Genomic DNA, 20211 nt, shown 5'->3' with positions numbered 1-20211 from the left:
GGAATGTTCGAATCCGTACTCGTCGCCAACCGGGGCGAGATTGCCGGCCGGGTGATCCGCACGTTGCGCTCGCTCGGTATCCGCTCGGTCGCGGTATACACCGACGCCGACCGCGGGGCGCGCCATGTCGCGCTCGCCGACGCGGCCGTGCGCATCCTGAGCTACCTCGACATCCCCGCAGTGATCGCCGCGGCGGCCGGCGTCCAGGCCATCCACCCCGGCTACGGCTTCCTCAGCGAGAACGTCGAGTTCGCCCGAGCCTGCGCCGACGCCGGGCTCGTTTTCATCGGTCCGGATGTCACGGCTCTCGACCTCATGGCCGACAAGATCCGCGCCAAGAAGCACGTCTCGGCGCTCGGTGTTCCCGTGATCCCGGGCATCGCCGAGCCCGGCATGGGTGACGCGACTCTTGCGGAAGCGGCGAACGACGTCGGCTTCCCCCTCCTCGTCAAGCCCTCGGCGGGCGGAGGCGGCAAGGGCATGGAGGTGGTGCGCGCGGCGGACGAGTTGCCCGACGCGCTGGCCACGGCCCGACGCGTGGCGGCCGCGGCCTTCGGCGACGACACCCTGTTCCTCGAACGACTCGTCGAGCGTCCGCGTCACATCGAGGTGCAGGTGCTTGCCGATGCGCACGGCACCACCCTGCATGTGGGTGAACGGGAGTGTTCTCTGCAGCGCCGGCACCAGAAGGTCGTCGAGGAGGCGCCGAGCCCGCTGCTTGACGCGGCCACCCGCGCGCGCATCGGCGAGGCGGCCTGCGAGGTCGCCCGGTCCGTCGACTACACCGGAGCCGGAACCGTCGAGTTCCTCGTCTCCGCGAACGACCCGACCGAGTTCTTCTTTATGGAGATGAACACCCGACTGCAGGTCGAGCACCCGGTCACCGAACTGGTCACCGGTATCGACCTCGTCGAATGGCAGCTGCGCATCGCCGCAGGCGAGCCGCTGTCGTTCGCGCAGGATGACGTCACAGTCACCGGCCATGCCGTCGAGGCGCGCGTCTACGCGGAGAATCCCGGGCGCGGCTTCCTGCCGACGACCGGCACCATACTGTCCCTTCGTGAGCCCGCTGACGTTCGGGTCGACAGCGGTCTTGCGGAGGGGCTCACCATCGGCGGCTCCTACGACCCGATGCTGTCCAAGGTCATCGCCCACGGCCCGGATCGGGCCACGGCGCTCGCGCGGTTGTCTGCGGCGCTCGGTGACACGGTGATCCTCGGGCTGCACAACAACCTCGAGTTCCTGCGCGACCTGGTCGACGCGCCCGAGGTGCGTGCGGGCGACCTGGACACCGGGCTGATTGAGCGCTTGCTGCCGGCGATCCCGGCGCGAACCCCCGATGACGACATGTTCGCCGCTGCCGCCCTGTGGCTGCACGCGCAGCGGGCGTCGACCGGGCCGTGGAAGAGCCCGAGCGGCTGGCGGCTGGGAGTGGCGAGGCCGACGCGCTACGTGCTGTCCGCGGTTTCGGGAGAGAACGTGGAGGTGCTTCTCACCGGGACGGCCGAGGATGCGCAGGTCGCGATCGGAGCGCGGACCATGAGCGGCGGCATCCGGAACAGCAGCATCGAGCTGGACGGCGTGACCACCACCCCGACCATCGTGCGCGACGGCGACAGCCTGTGGATCAGCGGCGCACGATTCAGTGCCGAACTGCGCATCGTCGGTCGCGAACAGCGACTTGCCGAGCAACTCGCGGCGATGACCCGCGAGCCCGGCGCGGTCAGTCCCGACGTGCGGGTTCCGATGCCCGGCACGGTCGTTGCGGTCGGTGTCTCCGACGGGGACACCGTCGAGGTCGGCCAGGTTCTCATCACCGTCGAGGCGATGAAGATGGAGCACAAACTGCTCGCCCCCGTAGCCGGGACAGTCACCCTGTCCCTGCGCGTAGGCGACCTCGTCACACTCGACCAGGTCGTCGCACAGATCACTACCCCACACCAGGAGGAGCACGAATGAGCCACGAACTCAGCCCCGCGGAACAGGCCCTCAGCGACGAGGTGCGTGAGTTCGCCGACACGGTCGTCGCGCCGGCCGCGTACGAGTACGACACGAAGCGCGAGCTTCCGTACGACATCATCGCGACGATGGGGGAGATGGGGCTGTTCGGCCTGCCCTTCCCCGAGCAGTACAGCGGACAGGGGCGCAGCTACTTCGAACTCGGGCTCGCCATCGAGCAGCTCAGCCGCGTCGACCAGTCGATCGGCGTGACCCTCGAGGCGGGCGTCGGGCTGGGTGCGATGCCGATCTTCCGACGCGGTACCGAAGCGCAGAAGGACGAGTGGATGCCCGTGCTCGCGTCGGGCAAGGCGCTTGCCGGCTTCGGACTCACCGAAGCCGACGCGGGATCCGATGCCGCGGGCACGAAGACGACCGCGGAACTGGTGGATGGCGAGTGGGTGATCAACGGCTCGAAGCAGTTCATCACCAACTCGGGCACGCAGATCACACGGCTGGTGACGGTGACCGCGGTGACCGGCACGAGGGACAACGGGCGGCCCGAGCTCAGCGCGATCCTCGTCCCGAGCGGCACCCCCGGTTTCACCGTCGAGCCCGCTTATGACAAGGTCGGTTGGCACACCTCCGACACCCATCCGTTGACCTTCGAGAATGTGCGGGTTCCCGAGGCGAACCTGCTCGGTGAGCGGGGTCGCGGCTTTGCGAACTTCATCGAAACGCTCGACGAGGGCCGGGTCGCCTTCGCCGCACTCTGCACGGGTGCCGCGCAGGGCTGTCTCGAGGAGGCCATCCGATACGCGAAGACCCGCAACGTGTTCGGCAAGGCCATTGGCGAGAACCAGCACATCGCGTTCACGATCGCGCGGATGCAGGCGAAGGTGCACGCCGCACGCCTGGCCTGGTACGACGCTGCACGGCGGATCGATGCCGGCGTCCCTTTCAAAATGGAGGCCAGCATGGCGAAACTCCTCGGCAGTGAGGCCGCGATGGATAACGCTCGCGCCGCTTCGCAGATCTTCGGTGGCTACGGGTTCATGAATGAGAACCCCGTGGCGCGGCACTACCGCGACTCGAAGATTCTCGAGGTGGGTGAGGGCACCACCGAGGTGCAGCTCATGGTGATCTCGCGAGAGCTGGGCTTCTGATGGATATCGAACAGCGCGGCCTCTGGTTCGAGGAGTTCGACCTCGACGCCCGCTACCTGCATCGCCCCGGTCGCACGGTGACCGAGGCCGACAACACGCTGTTCACGACCATGACGATGAACACGCAGGCTCTGCACCTGGACGCGGCATGGTCGGAGAAGCAGGAGTTCGGCCAGCGGCTCGTGAACTCGATGTTCACCCTGTCGACGATCGTCGGCGCCTCGGTCGCCCAGCTCACGCAGGGCACGATCGTCGCGAATCTCGGGTTCGGCTCGGTGGTCTTCCCGCATCCGCTGTTTGCGGGAAACACTCTCTACTCGGAGACCCGCGTGCTCGAGAAGCGGCTCTCCGCGTCCCGCCCCGGGCAGGGGATCGTCACCCTCGAGCACACCGGACGCAACCAGGACGGCACGGTCGTCGCGGTCGCGGTGCGCACGACCCTGGTGCGGTGCGCCCCGTGAGCAGCTTCGAGATGGGGCCGTCGCTGCTGTTCTGCCCGGCAGATCGGCCCGACCGGTTTGAGAAGGCGGCCGCGCGAGCCGACGCCGTCATCCTCGACCTCGAGGATGCCGTCGCCCCCGAACACAAAGGCGCCGCTCGCGATGCGCTGACCGGGTCGTCTCTCGACCCGGTGCGGACCATCGTTAGGCTCAACGCGTTCGACTCGGGTTTCTTCGCCGACGATCTCGTGGCCCTCGCGCACACTCCGTATCGCACGGTGATGGTGGCGAAGAGCGAGAGTGCCGAGCAGCTCTCGGGCCTCGATCGGTTCTCCGTGATCGCTCTCTGCGAGACGGCGACCGGCGTGCTGGCCGCCCCCTCGATCGCGGCCCTGCCGCAGGTCGTGGCGCTGATGTGGGGCGCCGAGGACCTTGTCGCCTCCCTCGGGGGAACGTCATCCCGATTCGCCGACGGCACGTATCGCGACATCGCTAGGCACGCGCGCAGTTCGGTACTGCTCGCGGCCGGCGCCTCGGGCAAGGCAGCGATCGATGCCGTGCACGTCGACATCGCCGACCTCGAGGGGCTGGACGCCGAAGCCCGGGATGCAGCGGCCTCGGGTTTTGCGGCGAGTGCCGTCATCCACCCCTCGCAGGTCGAGACGGTTCGCGCGGCGTTTCGGCCGACGGACGCCGAGCTGGACGCGGCTCGGCGCATCGTGGAGGCCGCGGCGTCGAACGGTGGGGTGTTCCGCCTCGACGGACGGATGGTGGACGGCCCCGTGGTCCGGCATGCGGAGCGGGTGCTCGCGCGGGTTCGGCCTACGATGGACTGAGTACCCGACGGAGGAGGACCCGTGGCTGGCATGGCGATCGGCAGCCTTTTCGGTGACCGCTATCGCGTCGAGTCGCTCATCGGTGTGGGCGGTATGGCTTCCGTGTATCGCGCACGGGACGAGTCGCTCGGCAGGCTGGTCGCGCTCAAGGTACTCTCCGGCGACGGCACGGCCGCGGACACTGCGGGTGCCCAGCGCCAGCGCAATGAGGTGCGCCTGCTCGCGAGCCTCAGCCACTCGTCCCTCGTGACCCTGTTCGACGCCGCACCTCTCGCGAGCGACACGGATGACGAGGAGCACCTGTGCCTCGTCATGGAGCTCGTTGATGGATCCAACCTGGGCGAGCGGATCGCAGCCGGGCCCGTTTCTTCGGCCGACGCGGCGCACCTGACCGCGGACCTTGCGGAGGGGCTCCACGTGGTGCACCAGAACGGTATCGTTCACCGCGACATCAAACCCGCGAACGTGCTGCTCGCCGATTCGGCGCTGCCGGACCGGGAGTTCCGCGCCAAGCTCGCCGACTTCGGCATCGCGTCACTCGTCGACTCGACGGGCATCACCGCGACCGGCACGATCATCGGCACCGCGGCCTTCCTCAGCCCGGAGCAGGCGCTCGGCCGCACGATCACCCCCGCCACGGACGTCTACTCGCTGGGGCTTGTGGTGCTCGAGGCGCTGACCGGGCGTCGCGAGTTCGCCGGCTCCATGGCCGAGTCGGTATCGGCGCGGCTCGGTCGTGACCCGGAGATCCCTGCGGTGCTCGGCGCGGACTGGGTCGCGCTCCTCACCGCGATGACGTCCCGCGAGCCCACCGACCGGCCCACCGCCCTCGACGTCTCGGTGGCAGCCCGGGGGATCGCCGCAGGCGCCCCGGTCGCCGTGCCGACGCTGGTAGCGACGGCCGTGCTGGACCGGCCGACGGAGGCACTGAACCGGCCGACGGAAGCTCTTGCGCGGCAGACGCAGTCCTTCGATCACTCGACGCAGTCAGTCGACCAGCCGACCCGTGTGCTCGAGGCCGACGCGGGAAAAGCAGCGCTGCAGCAGACCGAGGTGCTCGCCGCCCCCGCGACCCGCGTGCTCCCTGCGTCGACCCCGACCCCGACCCCGACCCCGACCCCGACCCGCCGCCCGCGCCGAGCCCTGTGGGCGATACTCGCCGCGGTTCTGCTGCTCGTGCTGACGGCGATCGTCATCCCGCGTCTGATGCCAGCTACCGAGGCGCCACAGACCACCCGCGAGCTGCCGGTCAACGAGGGGGAGCTCGGCACCTCCCTGCAGCGCTTGCTCGAGAGCGTGACCCCGTGATGCGCGCCGCCCTCGTGCTCGCCGCGGTCCTGGCCCTTGCCGGGTGTGCGTCGGCCGAGTCCACCGAGCTGGACGCCTCGGCCGCCGACCAGCTGCAGACCTCCGTCGTCGAGGTGGCGACCCTCGCTGCCGACGGCAACGTGACGGGCGCGATCGAGCAACTCGACGCCCTGCAGACGACTCTGGATGACGCTGTGGCCGCCAACGACGTATCCGAGGAGCGTGCCGCGACCATCCAGGCCGCGATCGACGCGGTGCGCGCCGATCTCGAGGCGCTCATCCCGGAGCCCGAACCGACGCCGACGCCGACCGTGACCAACGAGAAGCCGGGTAAGGGCACCGAGAAGCCGGGCAAGCCCGAGAAGCCGGGTAAGCCCTAGCGCTGCCCACGCCTTGGATTCACTAAAAAGATGGAACCATCGCACTTCTACACGGGCATCGTTGCCGAACTGTATGGCGCACTCAAGTCGAGTGCGCAGTCCTGGGAGCCATACGCCGCCTTCATCGACCAGTCGGGTCAACCCGCGCTCGAGCTGGGTTGCGGGGATGGTGAGCCGATGCTCGAACTGCTGCGCCGTGGATACGAGGTCCACGGGGTGGACTCGTCAAAGGACATGCTCTCTCGTCTGCGCTCGTTCGCCCGCGAAGGCGGACTGGATGCGACCGTGTTCTGCCAGCGGATGGAGCAACTCGACCTGCCGTTCTCCTATCGCTCGATCTTCCTTGCCGGCCCAACCATCACGCTGCTCCCGGATGACGAGACGGTGCTGGCGTCCCTCGAACGGATTCGCGCACATCTCGCTGAGGGCGGCAGCACACTCGTTCCCCTGTTCGTTCCCCGCGGCACACCGCCCGGCGACATGGGCGCAATCAACGAGACGATCGACGCCGATGGTGCCGAGCTCCGAGTGACGACCGTCAGCCAGATCCGGGATGAGGTCTCTCGCACGCAGACCACACTCCTGCGCTACGAGAAGACCGCCGACGGAGTCAGATCGGCCGACGACCGTGAGTGGCTCATCCACTGGCACACTCCCGAGTCGTTCGAAGAGCTTGCCGTGCGGGCGGGCCTGCGCGTGACGGGATTCGATGTGCAGGACGGCACACCCGGCGAGCCGGGTTCCGAGTGGACGGTCACGCTCAGCGGCGTGTGAAATCCATCACCGAGCTGCGGCGGAAAGTCTTTCCGCCGTCAAAGCGTCGCGCAGCGTGCGGTTGAGGATATGCCACTCGCCATAGACGAACCCGAAGTCAGTGCTCATGCGCGCGCTATCGTCCGCCCCGAGACGACGGTTTGTTGTTCCCACATGCAGGACCGTTTTCCGCCAGTTCCCGGATGTACGGGGACGGTTCCGACGCCGCAACCGCTTCCATCCTGCATTTGGGAACGAAGTACTGGGCGGAAGGGCGGCCGGGTGGGGTCAGTACCTGAGGAAGATGCGCTGCAGCTCGCTGGGATCGCGGGTGACGGTGAGGGCGAGCGCGCCGAGCAGGGCGGCGCGCTGGGGATTCTGGTCGTCGACGGTGATCCAGGAGTTCGCGGCATCCGCACTCGCACCGATCGTCGTCACCTGGCCGCTGCCGGTGCGCGTCGCGCGGATCAGCAGCGCGCCCGTCGCGGCCAGCGCGTCGATCAGGCGAGAGGCGACGGTGCCATTGCCGAAGCCGGCGTGCACGATGACGTCGTATCCGGCGAGTCCCTCGATGAAGCGCGCGTCGAGGCCAGAATGCGCGTAGACAACGGCCGACGTCGGCAGTGACTCGATGCCCGCGAGGGAGAACTCCGACGCGAGCGTGTGCGGCCGCGACACCGAGCGGTAGAACACGGGAACGCCCGCGATCACTGCCCCGAGCGGCCCGTGCGGCGACTCGAACGAGGAGACGCGCAGGCTCGACGACTTGGTCACGTCGCGCGCCGTGTGGATCTCGTCGTTCATCACCACGAGCACCCCCTGCCCGGCGGCCGCAGGGGACGCGGCGACGGTGACCGCGCCGAACACGTTCATGGGTCCGTCCGCGCTGAGCGCCGTAGCGGGCCGCATCGATCCGACGACGACGATGGGCTTGGCCGAGCGCACGGTCAGGTGCAGAAAGTAGGCGGTCTCCTCGAGTGTGTCCGTGCCGTGCGTGATGACCACTCCGTCCACGGCGTCCTCGGCGAGAATCGAGGTGACCCGCCGGGCGAGTCCGAGCAGCAGCTCGCCGGTGAGGTCAGAGGAGTCGATCTGCGCGAACTGCTCCCCGTCGACCCGCGCGATCGCGTGAAGTTCGGGTAGCTGCGCGAGCAGGTCGTCGACCCCGGTTGCTCCGGCACGGTAGCCGGTGGTGTCGGTGCTGGATGCCGCGGCCCCCGCAATCGTGCCACCCATCGCCACCATGCGGATGTTGGGCAGCGCGGCGCGGGTCATGCGGTAAAGCCTAGCTATGCCTTCCCCCGGATCCTCCGCGAGAGCGCCTCGGCCGCGTTGCGGGTGGCCCGGCCGAGCGCCCTCCACTCGCGGTCGTCGATCGCCGCGCCCCGGAACGTGAGCCCCACGGCCGCCGCCGGATACCCGTTATGGTCGAGCACCGCCGCCGCGACCGACGCGTACTCGAGGGTGATGTCGCCGTCCTCTACCGCCCAGCCGCGGTCGCGCGTGTCGGCGAGCAGCGAGCCGAGGGCGGCGAGAGTGGTGGGACCGGGGCCGCTGCGGGTGACGAGGGCCGTTGCATCCGGATAGATGGCATCGACCTGGGCGGCGGGCAGCGCCGCCAGCATCGCGCGACCGGTGGCGGTGAGGTGGGCGGGCAGGCGCACGCCGATGCTCGTGACCACGGCAGGCGCGCGGGAGGCGGCGACTTTCGACGCGTAGACGACATCCGAGTGGTTGAGCAGCCCGAGGTGCGCCACGACCTGTAGCCCGGTCTCCGCGACGAGCCGCTCGAGCACGGGCTGGGCGAGCCGGCCGAGCGAGGCCGACCCGAGCACCGATGACCCGAGCTCCGCGAGCAGCGGACTGAGCGCGTAGGCCTGGTTCTCCGGAGAGTGGACGAGGAAGCCCTCATCCTGCAGTACCCGCAACAGATGATAGGTCGTCGATCGCGGCAGTCCGAGGTCCCGGGCAACGGTCGAGGCGCGAACCGGCCCGCCATGGCTCGCGAGGTACTTGATCACCTGCAGGGTCTGGCGCGCGGCGGGTACCTGGGTCATGGCCGTCCGTTCATCTGGTATCCCAGACAGAATAGCGGTGATGGGAGCCTTCGAACCGCTCTAATTACAGTCATGACAATCGTGACGATCGGAACCGGGGCGCTGACCTTCGAACAGGTGGTCGCCGTCGCGCGACAGGACGCCCACATCGAACTCGGTGCCGAGTCGAAGCAGGAGATGGCCCGAAGCCGCGCGGTGATCGAGGCGATGGCCAACGACAGCCGCCCGCACTACGGCGTCTCGACCGGGTTCGGCGCGCTCGCGAGCAAGCAGATCCCGGTCGCCCTGCGCGCCCAGCTGCAGGTGTCGCTCATCCGCAGCCACGCGGCCGGCTCCGGCCCAGAGGTCGAGCGCGAGGTTGTGCGCGCCCTGATGCTGCTGCGTCTCTCCACTCTCGCCACGGGGCGCACCGGCGTGCGACCGGTCGTCGCCGAAACCTACGCCGCGATCCTCAACGCCGGAATCACGCCGGTCGTGGGCGAGTACGGCAGCCTCGGCTGTTCGGGTGACCTCGCCCCGCTCGCCCACTGCGCGCTGGCCGCGCTCGGCGAGGGCGAGGTGCGGGTGAACGGCATCCTCACACCGGCCGGTGAAGCGCTCGCAAACGCCGGCATCACGCCGCTCGTGCTCGAGGAGAAAGAGGGCCTCGCCCTCATCAACGGCACAGACGGCATGCTCGGGATGCTCGTGCTCGCGCTCACGGACCTGCAGGCCCTCGTGGCCACAGCGGATCTCGCGGCCGCGATGAGTGTTGAGGGACTCACCGGAACCGACGCCGTGTTCGCCGCCGACCTGCACGCGCTGCGCCCGCATCCGGGCCAGGCCACGAGTGCTGCGAACATGCGGAGCATCCTCAAAGAGTCGCCCATGCTCAGCCACCCGACCGAGTTCACCCGCGTTCAGGATGCCTACTCGCTGCGCTGCGCACCCCAGGTGCACGGAGCCGTGCGCGACACGATGTCCCACGCGACGATGGTGGCCGAGCGGGAGCTGGCCAGCGCGATCGACAACCCCGTGGTCACGATCGACGGCCGGGTCGAGTCGAACGGAAACTTCCACGGCGCACCGGTCGGCTACGTGCTCGACTTCCTCGCGATCGCGGTCGCCGACCTCGCGAGCATCAGCGAGCGCCGCACCGACCGCTTCCTCGACGCGAGCCGAAACCACGGGCTGAACCCGTTCCTCGCCGACGACCCCGGCGTCGACTCCGGTCACATGATCGCGCAGTACACCCAGGCCGGCATCGTGAGCGAACTCAAGCGCCTCGCAGTGCCGGCGAGCGTCGACTCGATCCCGTCGAGCGCGATGCAGGAGGATCACGTGTCGATGGGATGGCATGCGGCACGCAAGCTGCGAAAGTCCATCGATGGGCTGTCGCGCGTCGTCGCGATCGAGCTTCTCACCGCGGCGCGAGCGATGGACATGCGGGCGCCCGTGGTGCCTGGAGCCGTGGCATCCGGAGTCGTCGCAGCCCTCAGAACCCGGGTCGAGGGACCCGGCACCGACCGCTACCTCGCGGCGGAGATCGCGATCGCCCACGAACTCGTCGTCGACGGCACCCTATTGGCAGCAGCACGCAACGCAGGAGGAGAAATCTCATGAGTGGTCCCCGACCCGTCCGCGCCCACCGTGGCACAGAACTGCACACCCTCGGCTGGCAGCAGGAGGCCGTGCTGCGCATGCTGCAGAACAACCTCGATCCGGAGGTCGCGGAGCACCCCGACGAGCTCGTCGTCTACGGCGGTACCGGCAAGGCGGCCCGCAACTGGGAGAGCTTCGACGCGATCGTGCGCTCGCTCGAGACGCTGAAGGACGACGAGACCCTGCTCGTGCAATCCGGCAAACCGGTGGGGATCATGCAGACCCACGAGTGGGCGCCCCGGGTGCTCATCGCGAACTCCAACCTGGTCGGCGACTGGGCCAACTGGGACGAGTTCCGCCGCCTGGAGAAGAAGGGCCTCACGATGTACGGCCAGATGACGGCCGGTTCGTGGATCTACATCGGCACCCAGGGCATCCTGCAGGGCACCTACGAGACCTTCGCGGCCGTCGCGAACGGGCGCGGCGGAACCCTCGCCGGCACGATCACCCTGACCGGCGGGCTTGGCGGGATGGGTGGCGCGCAGCCGCTCGCCGTCACCATGAATGACGGTGTTGCCATTTGTGTGGATGTCGACGCCTCGCGCATCCAGCGCCGCCTCGAGCACCGCTATCTCGACGTGATCGCTGCATCCGTCGATGAGGCACTGGAACTGGCGTACACGGCGCGCGACGGGAAACAGCCCCTCTCGATCGGCCTGCTCGGTAATGCCGCCTCCGTCTTCCCGGAGTTGCTGGCGATGAACGCACAGATCGATATCGTCACCGACCAGACGAGCGCGCACGACCCGCTCGCCTACCTGCCGGTGGAGTACAGCTTCGAGGAATGGGCGGCAGCGCGCGAGGAGCCCGGCTTCATCGAGGCATCCCGTCGCTCAATGGCGAAGCAGGTGGAGGCGATGGTCGGCTTCCAGAAGGCGGGTGCCGAGGTCTTCGACTACGGCAACAACATCCGCACCGAGGCGCTGACCGCGGGCTACGCGGATGCCTTCGCGTTCCCGGGCTTCGTTCCCGCCTACATTCGCCCGCTGTTCTCGGAGGGCAAGGGACCGTTCCGCTGGGCGGCGCTCAGCGGCGACCCGGTAGACATCGCGGCGACCGACCGTGCGATCCTCGAGCTGTTCCCCGACAACATACAGCTCGCCAAGTGGATCCGCATGGCGGGGGAGCGTGTGCACTTCCAGGGGCTGCCGGCCCGCATCTGCTGGCTCGGCTGCGGCGAGCGTCACCTCGCGGGGCTCAGGTTCAACGAGATGGTCGCCTCGGGCGAGCTCAGCGCGCCCATCGTGATCGGTCGCGATCACCTCGACTCGGGGTCCGTCGCCTCGCCCTACCGAGAGACGGAGGCCATGAAGGACGGCTCCGACGCGATCGCCGACTGGCCGCTGCTCAACGCCCTCGTCAACACGGCTTCCGGCGCGACCTGGGTGTCGATCCACCACGGCGGCGGGGTCGGCATCGGCCGCTCCATCCACGCCGGCCAGGTGACGGTCGCCGACGGCACCGAGCTCGCCGCGCAGAAGCTCGCCCGGGTGCTCTCCAACGACCCGGCGATGGGCGTGATCCGCCACGCGGACGCGGGATACGACGAGGCGATCGAGGTGGCTTCTCGGTTGGGCGTTCGCATCCCGATGACCGAGGGGCCGGGGCAGGACAGCCCCATTCACGACAGGGTCAGCTGATGCCGCTCTCCGTAGACCCGCACTGGCCCCGCTCCGGCGACTGGCCGGCACCGACCGGTGACCCCGTCGACCTCGCCCTCGTCGGTCTGCCCACCTTCCGCACCTCGCTGTCGGCGACGGGTGCCGACAAGACACCCACCGCGGTTCGGGACGCCCTGCGCTACTACAGCGAATTCGCCCGCACCCCGCTCGCCCTGCGGTTCGCCGATTTCGGCGACGCGACAGCCCCCGACGGTTTCGAAGAGGATGCCACGGCCCTCGTCGCCCACGCCGCCGCCGTATCCCGGCTCGTCGTGGCGCTCGGCGGGGACAATGCCGCAACCGTGCCGGCGGCCCTGGGCACCTGGGGATCCCGGCTGGACACCGCCGGGCTCGTCACGCTCGACGCCCACCACGACCTGCGCGACGGCGTGAGCAACGGGTCCCCGGTTCGCCGTCTGATCGAACTCGGGCTCGCAGGCACCCGCGTGGTGCAGGTCGGCATCGCCGATTTCGCCAATTCGGCGCACTACGCGGCGCGCGCCGCCGACTACGGGATCACCGTGATCCATCGTGATGAGCTGCACCGCCGCCCCATGGCGGATGTAGTGGCCGAGGCGCTCGAGATCGCGGGCTCCGCCGGTGGACCCGTCCACGTGGACCTCGACGTGGACGTCTGCGATCGCTCCGTCGCTCCGGGCTGCCCCGCTTCGGTTCCGGGCGGTATCGCCGCCCACGAGTTGCGGGCTGCCGCGCGGGCTGCGGGAGCGCACCCGAGTGTCGAGTCGATCGACCTCACCGAAGTGGATGCCACCGCCGACACCCCCGACCAGCGCACCATCCGCCTCGTCGCACTCTGTGTGCTCGAGGCAGCGGCCGGGCTAGGCTCGCGCCCATGACCACGACACTCATCGACGACATCGGACTGCTGGTCACCAACGATCCACAGGTGGGCGAGCTCACGGCAGAGCTGCGCAACGCCGCGGTGGTCGTCGAGGACGGCATGATCGCGTGGATCGGCGACTCGAGCACAGCGCCAGCCGCAGACGAACACATCAACGCTGCGGGGCGCTGCGTCATCCCGGGCTTCGTCGACAGCCACAGTCACCTCGTTTTCGCCGGCGACCGGACGGACGAGTTCGAGGCGCGGATGAAGGGCGAGAGGTACGCGGCGGGCGGCATCCGGCGCACGGTCGGGCTGACCCGCGCCGCGACCGACGAGCAGCTGCTCGCCAACGCCACCGCACTCGTCGCCGAGATGCGTGCGCAGGGAACGACCACCGTGGAGATCAAGAGCGGCTACGGGCTCACCGTCGTCGACGAGACCCGCGCCCTGCGCCTCGCCCGCGAGCTCACCGAGGAGACCACTTTCCTCGGAGCGCACGTCGTGCCGGCCGAGTACGCCGACCGCCCCGACGACTACGTCGCCCTCGTCACCGGCGAGATGCTCGATGCCGTCGCGCCGTATGCGAAGTGGATCGACGTCTTCTGCGAGACCGGCGCGTTCGACCTGGACCAGGCGCGCGAGATCCTCGAAGCGGGCATGGCACACGGCCTCGGCGCGCGGATGCATGCCGGGCAACTCGGTGAATCCGCCGCCGTGCGTCTCGCGGTTGAGCTCGGCGCGGCATCCGTCGACCACTGCACCTTTCTCAGCGACGCCGACGTCGACGCCCTCGCGGGTTCGGAGACCGTCGCGACCCTGCTGCCCGGCGTCGAGTTCTCGACCCGTCAGCCGTACCCGAACGCGCGCCGCCTGCTCGATGCGGGCGCGCGAGTCGCGATCGCGACCGACTGCAATCCGGGCTCGAGCTTCACGTCGTCCATGCCGTTCTGCATTGCCGTCGCCGTACGCGATCTCGGGATGTCCCCCGCCGAGGCCCTCCACAGCGCAACCGCGGGCGGCGCGCGTGCGCTCCGTCGTGACGATATCGGGGTGCTGCGGGTCGGCGCCCGCGCGGATCTGGTGCTACTCGACGCCCCCTCCTATGTTCACCTCGCCTACCGTCCGGGTGTGCCGCTGATCCACCGGGTGATGTAACGCGGGAATTCGGTGACACGTCACCGAGTTGTTCCCGGAGTACCTGACAGACCCGAGTACCCGACAGAACAGGAACCCCCATGACCATCCTCGTTACCGGCGCCTCCGGCCACCTCGGCCGCCTCGCCATCGAAGCCCTCCTCGAGCGCGGCATCGCCGCCGACACGATCGTCGCGGGGGCGCGCCGGCCCGAGGTTCTCGCTGAACTGGCGGCACGCGGCATCCACACCGTCGAATTGGACTACACAAAGCCGGACACGATCGCCGCCGCGCTCGACGGCGTCGACCACCTTCTGCTGGTCTCGTCGAGCGTGCCCGGCAGCCGTGTCGCCGAGCACACGAACGTGATCGAGGCCGCGAAGGCCGCAGGCGTCGAGCACATCGTCTACACGAGCGCGACGGACGCGCGCGAGTCGGCGCTGATTTTGGCCCCAGAGCACAAGGCCACTGAGGAGGCCATCGAGGCGTCCGGCATCCCGGCCACGATCCTGCGCAACGGCTGGTACTCCGAGAACTACACCCGCGTCTACGAGACGGCGGTGCAGACCGGCGAGGTGGTCGCGAGCGTGGGCGATGGACGTGTGTCGAGTGCGAGCCGCAAGGACTACGCCGAGGCCGCTGCCGTCGTGCTGAGCGAGCCCGGCCACATTGGCAGGGTCTACGAACTCTCCGGCGACACCGCGTGGGACTTCGCGGAGCTTGCGGCGACCATCGCGCGTATCGCCGGCACTCCCGTCGTCTATCGACCGCTCACCGCCGACGAGCACAGCGCAGAACTGGCTACGGCGGGCCTCGACGCCGGCACGATCGGCTTCATCGTCGGGCTCGACCAGAACATCCGCGACGGTGTGCTCGGACAAACCCCCGGTGACCTGGCGCGACTCATCGGCCGCCCGACGACACCGCTCGTCGAGGGCCTCGCCGCCGCCGTCTAGTCGGTTACTTCCACTGCCACGAGTCGAGGATGGCGTCGATGATCGCATCGCCGTTGTCCTCGACCGTGGTGACGGAGACGAGGAAGAACTGCACGTCGCCGTTCGCTGTCGGGTAGGCGCTGGGCGAGTACGAGACGATCGCCGCGCGGGTGACCGTGTCGGCCGAGTCGCTGTCGAAGCGGCTGAGGTTGGCGGGCTCTCCCCCCAGGCGCACGGGTTCGCGCAGGCTGGTCACGGTTCCGAAGTCGGGAAAGTAGTTCTCTTCCAGGTACTCGACTGCTCCGTCGACGGAACCGTCGGTGCTCCACGACTCGGTGGTCTCCGCGCGGATCGGTTCGACATAGACGGAACCGTAGATCGCCCCGACACCGGTGTTCACGAACTCGCCGTTCTCCAGCTCGCCCCACAGCTCGAGCTGGGTCGCGCACAGCGCGGCGTCATCGGTGGAGATGTTGTTGAGATAGCTGGACGGCCCGTCGAAGGTGAAGCACGGGGTCTCCACGGGCAAGAGGGTGAGTTCGCCGCCCGCCTGCTCGTCGCCGGGTACTTCGAACTGGCTGTCATCGGGGCCGAACGGGGGCGCCGACTCTGCCTGCGGGATGATGACGAACCACACGACGATGATCAGGATGTTGGTCAGCAGCGCGAGGATCGCCAGCGAGAGTCCGGTGATGCTCAGCCCCTTGCCACCCGGCTTGCGCAACGCAAGACTGCCGAGCACGATACCCGCGATCGCGAATACCGCACCCACGAAGGGCACGAGACCGAAGAGGAATGCGAGGATTCCGATCACGAGGGCGAGAATGGCGAGCACTCCTGCCCCCGGTTTGGCCGGGGAATAGGCCTGGTACGGGCTCGGCGCGGCCGGTCCGGGGGAGTACGGTCCTGGAGCGGAAGGACCGGTCGCATACGGATTCGCCGCGGGCGGTGCGTACGCGCCGGCGGGAGGGCCGGCTGGCGGGGCAACGGGTGGGGTGACGGGCGGCACGGCCGCATCCGGAACTGCAGCATCGGGAGCGCCGGAATCGGGCGTCGGCGGAACGGGAGGAACGGGCGGCACGCCGTCGTTGGTGTCGTCAGTCATGGCGAGTTCTCTTCCGTTGTTAGTGACTATTCGTCGAAGGTGTTAACCATCGCATGAGCGGCACGCTCGAGGTACCCCCACATGGTCGTGTCGTGCAGCGGGGAGAGCTCGAGGCTGTCGAGGGCCACGCGCATGTGGGCGAGCCAGCGATCGCGGGCATCGGGGTTGACCGTGAACGGAAAGTGTCGCTGGCGCAGTCGCGGGTGGCCGCGTTCCTCGCTGTAGGTGCCGGGGCCGCCCCAGTACTGTTCGAGAAAGCCGGTCAGTCGCTGGATGGCGCCCTCGAGGTCGGGCTGCTCCGGGTACATCGGCAGTAGCACCGGGTCGGTGGCGACGCCCTCGTAGAACTTGCGCACGAGCTTCTCGAAGGTGGGTCGGCCGCCGACCTGCTCCCAGAAGTTGCCCTGCACCGACTCCCCGCCCTGGCTCACACGCAGGGTCACCGGGTTCGGCGAGTTGTCCTTGACGGGAACGTTGTTGGGCACGATCTTCGGGTCGGTCACTTCGTATCCTTCGGGGGTAGCTGGATCGACCGCGGTTCCGTGGGGCGCTTGCCCGCACGCTTCGGCAGCTCGGTCGACACCGGAATCTGCGCGGTCTTCGGCGGGCGTGCGCCCTTGACGGACGCCGCTCCCTCGAAGCCGCTCAGAACGATGCTGTTGAGCGCCGGAAGCCGCACGCCCATCTCGTCGAGGCCGCGCTTGAGGCGAGCGCGCAGCTCGCGGGCGACGTCGTCCTTGTTGTTCGGGCGGGTCTTGATCACCAGGCGGATGACGACGGCCTCCGCCGAGATCGACTCGATGCCCCAGATCTCCGGCTTCTCGAGGATGCGCGAGCGCCACTTGGCGTCGGTGGAGAGACCCTGTGCGGTGGCGAGGATGCGCTCCTGCACCGCCTCGACGTCGGATTCGTAGGGCACCGCGAGGTCGATGATGACGCGCGACCAGCCCTGCGACATGTTGCCGACGCGCAGAATCTCGCCGTTGCGCACGAACCAGAGGGTTCCGTTGACGTCGCGCACCTGCGTGATGCGGATGCCGACCGCCTCGACCACACCCGTCGCGGGACCGAGGTCGACGACGTCTCCGACGCCGAGCTGGTCTTCGACGACCATAAACAACCCGTTGAGGATGTCCTTAATGATGTTCTGCGCGCCGAATCCGAGTCCGGCGCCGAGAGCACCGGTCATGAGTGCGAAGGCTCCGGTCGCCTCAGGCAGCACCTTGCCGATGATGGCCACGATGGCCACCACGACGACCGCCGTGGTCACGACGTTACTGAGCACGGTGCCGAGCGAGCGAGTGCGCTGCACGACCCGTACCGCGGCGAGCGGGGAGGAGAAGAGCGCTTGGGTGTCGTCGACATTCTGTTTCTTCTTGACGCCCGAGACAACGCGGTTGACGACGCGGCGGATCGCGAACTGCAGCACGATCCGTACGATCACGGCGACAATGATGATGATGAGCACCGTCAGCGGGGTCTCGAAAGCCTCGAAGAAGGCGACGAAGCCCTTCATGTAGGCCGGCCAGGTGAAGGTTTCCATATCCTGCCAATTCTAGCGAGGGGCCCGCGTCGCGACCTGAAAGGATGGGTGCATGAGTTCGCGCAGCGTCATCCTCTCGATTGCTGCTGTCGCACTTCTCACGGGCTGCGCAGCCGTGCCGAGCGAGGCCGAGGCGAGTGCGCACCTCGCCGAGCAGCTCGATTCGGTCGAGCAACTGGTCGGCGGCGAGTGGTCGGCATCGGCGCTCGGCTCGCGCGAGTGCAGCCACACCCTGACCTTGCGCGGTACCCAGGCCGGCGAGTACCGCTTCACGCAGGAGCCGGTCGACGGCGACGAGAAGTTCGAGCTTGTGCTCGAGGCCTGGACCGACCTCGGCTACGAGCCCCGCGAGCTTCCCAAACCTGCGACGAACCCGATCCGCACCCTCGAGGCGACGACTCCGGATGGCACTGCGCTCACCTTCAGCGCGACGGACGGGTCCCTCACCCTCGAGGGCCTCGGAGCCTGCTCCGCCAACTAGCGAAGCGGGCTGGATCAGCCGACGAGGCCGTGCTCGAACGCGAAGATGACCGCCTGCACACGGTCACGCAGCTCGAGTTTCATCAAAACCCGCCCGACGTGCGTCTTGACGGTCGACTCGCTGAGCACAAAGCGCTCCCCGATCTCGCCGTTGCTGAGCCCCTCGCCGATCGCCAGCAGGATCTCGTGCTCGCGCGGTGTGAGCGTCTCGAGCGGTCCGCCCTGCGGTGCGGGCATCCGCGCGCCGAACAGGTCGAGCATGCGCCGGGTGACGCGGGGCGAGATCGCCGCCTCGCCTGCCGCAACCGCCCGCACCGCCGCGAGCAGCTCGGTCGGTCGAGTGTCCTTGAGCAGGAATCCGCTCGCCCCCGCGCGCAGCCCGCCGAAGGCGTACTCGTCCAGGTCGAAGGTGGTGAGGATCAGCACGCGCGTGCCCGGCGACAGGCGCAGGATCTCGGCCGTCGCCGCGATGCCGTCGAGCCCGGGCATCCGCACGTCCATAAGCACCACGTCCGGCTTCTGCGCTGAGGCGATACGCACTGCCTCCGCACCATCGGCGGCTTCGGCGATCACCTCGATGCCGGGCTCGGCATCGAGCAGCATCCGGAAGCCCATGCGCACGAGCGTCTGGTCGTCGACGATGAGAACCCGGATGTCCCGCGCCCCCGCTTCGCTCTGACTCATGCGTCTCCGCTCCTGTCGTGATTGAGGGTGGCGGCGAGGCGCCAGCCGCGGGTCGGGCAGGGTGCGCTCTCGAGCGTGCCGCCGTACACGGCCACCCGTTCGCGCATGCCGACGGTGCCGTGCCCGCCAGTGCCGATGGGCTCCGTGGAGGGTGCGCCGTCATCCGTGACGACGATCGACGTCGAGCCGCGTCGGAACCGCACGTCGACCTCGACGTCCGCCGGGCCGAGCGCGTGTTTGAGCACGTTCGTGAGTGACTCCTGCACGATGCGGTACACGGCGAGCTGCAGGGCGGGATCCCCTGGCTCCTGTCCGCGGGAGACGAATCGCACCGGGAGTCCGGCAGTGCGGAAGCCTTCGACGAGTTCGTGCAGGTCGACGACGCCGGGCTGGGGTGCGAGTTCCGCCACCTCGTTCTCGTTCAGAACGCCGAGCATCCGGCGCATGTCGGTCAGGGCGGATCGTCCCGTCTCGGCGACCCGGCGCATCCCGTCACGAGCGCGCTCCGCATCCTCGGGCGCGATCGCGGCGGAGCCTTCGGCCAGCGTGACCATCACGGTGAGGCTGTGCGAGACGATGTCGTGCATCTCCCGGGCGATACGGCTGCGCTCGTCGAGGGCGGCGAGTCGAGCGAGCTGTTCGCGTTCACGTTCCAACCGGGCGGCCCGGTCGATCAGGGCGGTCACGTAACGCCTGCGGTTGCCGATGTTGATGGCGACCAGCACAACGATCAGCAGGAAGACCGCGGCAGGCACGCCGCCGTCGAGCGTCATCCCGACGATGCCGGTGTCCGTGTTGTCGGTCGGCGACGACAGGAGGTACGCGATCGTGGAGATCGGCACTGAGGCGGCGTAGGCGATCCAGGCGGCACGCGCCGACCGGTAGATGGCGAGTCCGTAGACGGCGATCGGGATGAGCGCGAGGTCGGAGAAGCCGATGAGCGGAGCCGCCGCAAGTGTGCCCGCCCACGCGGCGAAGACGGGAATCCATGGCCGGGAGCGACGGAACAGCAGCGCTCCGGCGGCGATGGTCAGCACCACGAGCCCGGCGATGACCATGGGGATCGGCTTGGGCGTCACCTCAGAGCGAGGGACCGCAGCGGTGAGCAGGGTCAGTCCGATCGCCCCGAGCCAGTACCCGATCGCAATGAGTGAGTCGGTGAGGCGCGGGTGCCGGGCCCAGAACCTGCGGATCACACCGGGCGTGCGCGGCATGCGCAGGTCGGCCTCGGACAAACGGGTTCCCTCGTCCGGCGCTGGCCAGTCGAGGGAACCCGGGGGTGAAGTCACGTTGGAACGCTACACGC

The 20211-nt window shown here is 68.8% G+C and carries 20 protein-coding genes; 13 read left to right on the top strand and 7 right to left on the bottom strand.

Features of this window, described 5'->3' with window-relative positions:
• Nucleotides 1-3 precede the first annotated feature (3 nt).
• Genes EYE40_RS06725 through EYE40_RS06695 form a run of 7 tightly spaced genes read left to right on the top strand, consistent with a single transcriptional unit; the run spans nucleotide 4 to nucleotide 6842 of the window.
• Nucleotides 4-1959, top strand: coding sequence for an ATP-binding protein (locus tag EYE40_RS06725; protein ID WP_130981230.1), 1956 nt, complete (start codon nucleotides 4-6; stop codon nucleotides 1957-1959).
• Entirely contained in the window at nucleotides 1956-3104 is a 1149-nt protein-coding gene (locus EYE40_RS06720; RefSeq protein WP_130981229.1) for an acyl-CoA dehydrogenase family protein, read from the top strand. The genes EYE40_RS06725 and EYE40_RS06720 overlap by 4 nt, the downstream gene beginning before the upstream one ends.
• Nucleotides 3104-3565 carry a MaoC family dehydratase gene (locus tag EYE40_RS06715; RefSeq protein ID WP_130981228.1) on the top strand — a complete coding sequence of 154 codons (462 nt, stop codon included), beginning with the start codon at nucleotides 3104-3106 and terminating at the stop codon, nucleotides 3563-3565. Before EYE40_RS06720 ends, EYE40_RS06715 begins: the two co-directional genes overlap by 1 nt.
• A gap of 11 nt (nucleotides 3566-3576) precedes the next feature.
• Complete coding sequence (locus EYE40_RS06710; RefSeq protein ID WP_130982819.1) at nucleotides 3577-4380, top strand: HpcH/HpaI aldolase/citrate lyase family protein; 804 nt, start codon at nucleotides 3577-3579, stop codon at nucleotides 4378-4380.
• Between the two features lie 30 nt (nucleotides 4381-4410).
• Complete coding sequence (locus EYE40_RS06705; protein WP_240034840.1) at nucleotides 4411-5688, top strand: serine/threonine-protein kinase; 1278 nt, start codon at nucleotides 4411-4413, stop codon at nucleotides 5686-5688.
• Complete coding sequence (locus EYE40_RS06700; RefSeq protein WP_420810065.1) at nucleotides 5688-6068, top strand: FIMAH domain-containing protein; 381 nt, start codon at nucleotides 5688-5690, stop codon at nucleotides 6066-6068. The genes EYE40_RS06705 and EYE40_RS06700 overlap by 1 nt, the downstream gene beginning before the upstream one ends.
• Nucleotides 6069-6098: 30 nt before the next feature.
• Entirely contained in the window at nucleotides 6099-6842 is a 744-nt protein-coding gene (locus tag EYE40_RS06695) for a class I SAM-dependent methyltransferase (protein ID WP_130981225.1), read from the top strand.
• A gap of 267 nt (nucleotides 6843-7109) precedes the next feature.
• Here EYE40_RS06695 and EYE40_RS06690 read toward each other — a convergent pair whose 3' ends face one another.
• Both EYE40_RS06690 and EYE40_RS06685 read right to left on the bottom strand, forming a co-directional pair.
• Entirely contained in the window at nucleotides 7110-8096 is a 987-nt protein-coding gene (locus EYE40_RS06690) for an asparaginase (RefSeq protein WP_130981224.1), read from the bottom strand.
• Nucleotides 8097-8110: 14 nt separating this feature from the next.
• Nucleotides 8111-8878: an IclR family transcriptional regulator gene (locus EYE40_RS06685; protein ID WP_130981223.1), complete on the bottom strand. Its 768-nt coding sequence runs from the start codon at nucleotides 8876-8878 to the stop codon at nucleotides 8111-8113.
• Between the two features lie 72 nt (nucleotides 8879-8950).
• Between EYE40_RS06685 and hutH the strand changes: the two genes are divergently transcribed.
• From hutH to EYE40_RS06660, 5 genes are all read left to right on the top strand, one after another.
• Nucleotides 8951-10480, top strand: a complete 1530-nt coding sequence (gene hutH / locus EYE40_RS06680) for a histidine ammonia-lyase (RefSeq protein WP_130981222.1) — start codon at nucleotides 8951-8953, stop codon at nucleotides 10478-10480.
• Nucleotides 10477-12159: a urocanate hydratase gene (gene hutU, locus EYE40_RS06675; protein WP_130981221.1), complete on the top strand. Its 1683-nt coding sequence runs from the start codon at nucleotides 10477-10479 to the stop codon at nucleotides 12157-12159. Before hutH ends, hutU begins: the two co-directional genes overlap by 4 nt.
• Nucleotides 12159-13037, top strand: a complete 879-nt coding sequence (locus EYE40_RS06670) for an arginase family protein (RefSeq protein WP_130981220.1) — start codon at nucleotides 12159-12161, stop codon at nucleotides 13035-13037. Before hutU ends, EYE40_RS06670 begins: the two co-directional genes overlap by 1 nt.
• Complete coding sequence (gene hutI, locus EYE40_RS06665) at nucleotides 13034-14179, top strand: imidazolonepropionase (protein ID WP_130981219.1); 1146 nt, start codon at nucleotides 13034-13036, stop codon at nucleotides 14177-14179. Before EYE40_RS06670 ends, hutI begins: the two co-directional genes overlap by 4 nt.
• A gap of 80 nt (nucleotides 14180-14259) precedes the next feature.
• A complete protein-coding gene (locus EYE40_RS06660; RefSeq protein WP_130981218.1) occupies nucleotides 14260-15114 on the top strand; it encodes an SDR family oxidoreductase in 855 nt (284 codons plus the stop codon).
• Nucleotides 15115-15118: 4 nt separating this feature from the next.
• On the opposite strand, the gene EYE40_RS06655 is transcribed toward EYE40_RS06660, so the two are convergent.
• The 3 genes from EYE40_RS06655 to EYE40_RS06645 form a co-directional block, all read right to left on the bottom strand.
• Nucleotides 15119-16198 (bottom strand): DUF4190 domain-containing protein, encoded by a 1080-nt coding sequence (locus tag EYE40_RS06655; protein WP_130981217.1) that lies wholly within the window; start codon nucleotides 16196-16198, stop codon nucleotides 15119-15121.
• 26 nt (nucleotides 16199-16224) lie between these two features.
• Entirely contained in the window at nucleotides 16225-16629 is a 405-nt protein-coding gene (locus EYE40_RS06650) for a globin (RefSeq protein WP_420810064.1), read from the bottom strand.
• Between the two features lie 68 nt (nucleotides 16630-16697).
• Entirely contained in the window at nucleotides 16698-17741 is a 1044-nt protein-coding gene (locus tag EYE40_RS06645; RefSeq protein ID WP_130981216.1) for a mechanosensitive ion channel family protein, read from the bottom strand.
• 52 nt (nucleotides 17742-17793) lie between these two features.
• Here EYE40_RS06645 and EYE40_RS06640 point away from each other — a divergent pair, with 52 nt between their 5' ends.
• Complete coding sequence (locus tag EYE40_RS06640; protein ID WP_130981215.1) at nucleotides 17794-18222, top strand: hypothetical protein; 429 nt, start codon at nucleotides 17794-17796, stop codon at nucleotides 18220-18222.
• A gap of 14 nt (nucleotides 18223-18236) precedes the next feature.
• Here EYE40_RS06640 and EYE40_RS06635 read toward each other — a convergent pair whose 3' ends face one another.
• Both EYE40_RS06635 and EYE40_RS06630 read right to left on the bottom strand, forming a co-directional pair.
• Nucleotides 18237-18905, bottom strand: a complete 669-nt coding sequence (locus EYE40_RS06635) for a response regulator transcription factor (protein ID WP_130981214.1) — start codon at nucleotides 18903-18905, stop codon at nucleotides 18237-18239.
• A complete protein-coding gene (locus tag EYE40_RS06630) occupies nucleotides 18902-20194 on the bottom strand; it encodes a sensor histidine kinase (protein ID WP_240034739.1) in 1293 nt (430 codons plus the stop codon). The genes EYE40_RS06635 and EYE40_RS06630 overlap by 4 nt, the downstream gene beginning before the upstream one ends.
• Nucleotides 20195-20211 lie beyond the last annotated feature (17 nt).

It is taken from the genome of Glaciihabitans arcticus (assembly GCF_004310685.1).
Classification (GTDB): Bacteria; Actinomycetota; Actinomycetes; order Actinomycetales; family Microbacteriaceae; genus Conyzicola; species Conyzicola arctica.
This window is presented reverse-complemented; position numbering and strand designations above follow the sequence as displayed.

Bases quoted from the DNA above. Each gene is read 5' to 3' on its own strand.
- EYE40_RS06660 (WP_130981218.1), top strand. From the start codon at position 14,260: ATGACCATCCTCGTTACCGGCGCCTCCGGCCACCTCGGCCGCCTCGCC.
- EYE40_RS06695 (WP_130981225.1), top strand. From the start codon at position 6,099: ATGGAACCATCGCACTTCTACACGGGCATCGTTGCCGAACTGTATGGC.
- EYE40_RS06635 (WP_130981214.1), bottom strand. From the start codon at position 18,905: ATGAGTCAGAGCGAAGCGGGGGCGCGGGACATCCGGGTTCTCATCGTC.
- EYE40_RS06700 (WP_420810065.1), top strand. From the start codon at position 5,688: ATGCGCGCCGCCCTCGTGCTCGCCGCGGTCCTGGCCCTTGCCGGGTGT.
- EYE40_RS06685 (WP_130981223.1), bottom strand. From the start codon at position 8,878: ATGACCCAGGTACCCGCCGCGCGCCAGACCCTGCAGGTGATCAAGTAC.
- EYE40_RS06640 (WP_130981215.1), top strand. From the start codon at position 17,794: ATGAGTTCGCGCAGCGTCATCCTCTCGATTGCTGCTGTCGCACTTCTC.
- EYE40_RS06645 (WP_130981216.1), bottom strand. From the start codon at position 17,741: ATGGAAACCTTCACCTGGCCGGCCTACATGAAGGGCTTCGTCGCCTTC.
- EYE40_RS06720 (WP_130981229.1), top strand. From the start codon at position 1,956: ATGAGCCACGAACTCAGCCCCGCGGAACAGGCCCTCAGCGACGAGGTG.
- EYE40_RS06725 (WP_130981230.1), top strand. From the start codon at position 4: ATGTTCGAATCCGTACTCGTCGCCAACCGGGGCGAGATTGCCGGCCGG.
- EYE40_RS06655 (WP_130981217.1), bottom strand. From the start codon at position 16,198: ATGACTGACGACACCAACGACGGCGTGCCGCCCGTTCCTCCCGTTCCG.
- EYE40_RS06715 (WP_130981228.1), top strand. From the start codon at position 3,104: ATGGATATCGAACAGCGCGGCCTCTGGTTCGAGGAGTTCGACCTCGAC.
- EYE40_RS06705 (WP_240034840.1), top strand. From the start codon at position 4,411: ATGGCGATCGGCAGCCTTTTCGGTGACCGCTATCGCGTCGAGTCGCTC.
- hutI (WP_130981219.1), top strand. From the start codon at position 13,034: ATGACCACGACACTCATCGACGACATCGGACTGCTGGTCACCAACGAT.
- hutH (WP_130981222.1), top strand. From the start codon at position 8,951: ATGACAATCGTGACGATCGGAACCGGGGCGCTGACCTTCGAACAGGTG.
- EYE40_RS06710 (WP_130982819.1), top strand. From the start codon at position 3,577: ATGGGGCCGTCGCTGCTGTTCTGCCCGGCAGATCGGCCCGACCGGTTT.
- EYE40_RS06670 (WP_130981220.1), top strand. From the start codon at position 12,159: ATGCCGCTCTCCGTAGACCCGCACTGGCCCCGCTCCGGCGACTGGCCG.
- hutU (WP_130981221.1), top strand. From the start codon at position 10,477: ATGAGTGGTCCCCGACCCGTCCGCGCCCACCGTGGCACAGAACTGCAC.
- EYE40_RS06690 (WP_130981224.1), bottom strand. From the start codon at position 8,096: ATGACCCGCGCCGCGCTGCCCAACATCCGCATGGTGGCGATGGGTGGC.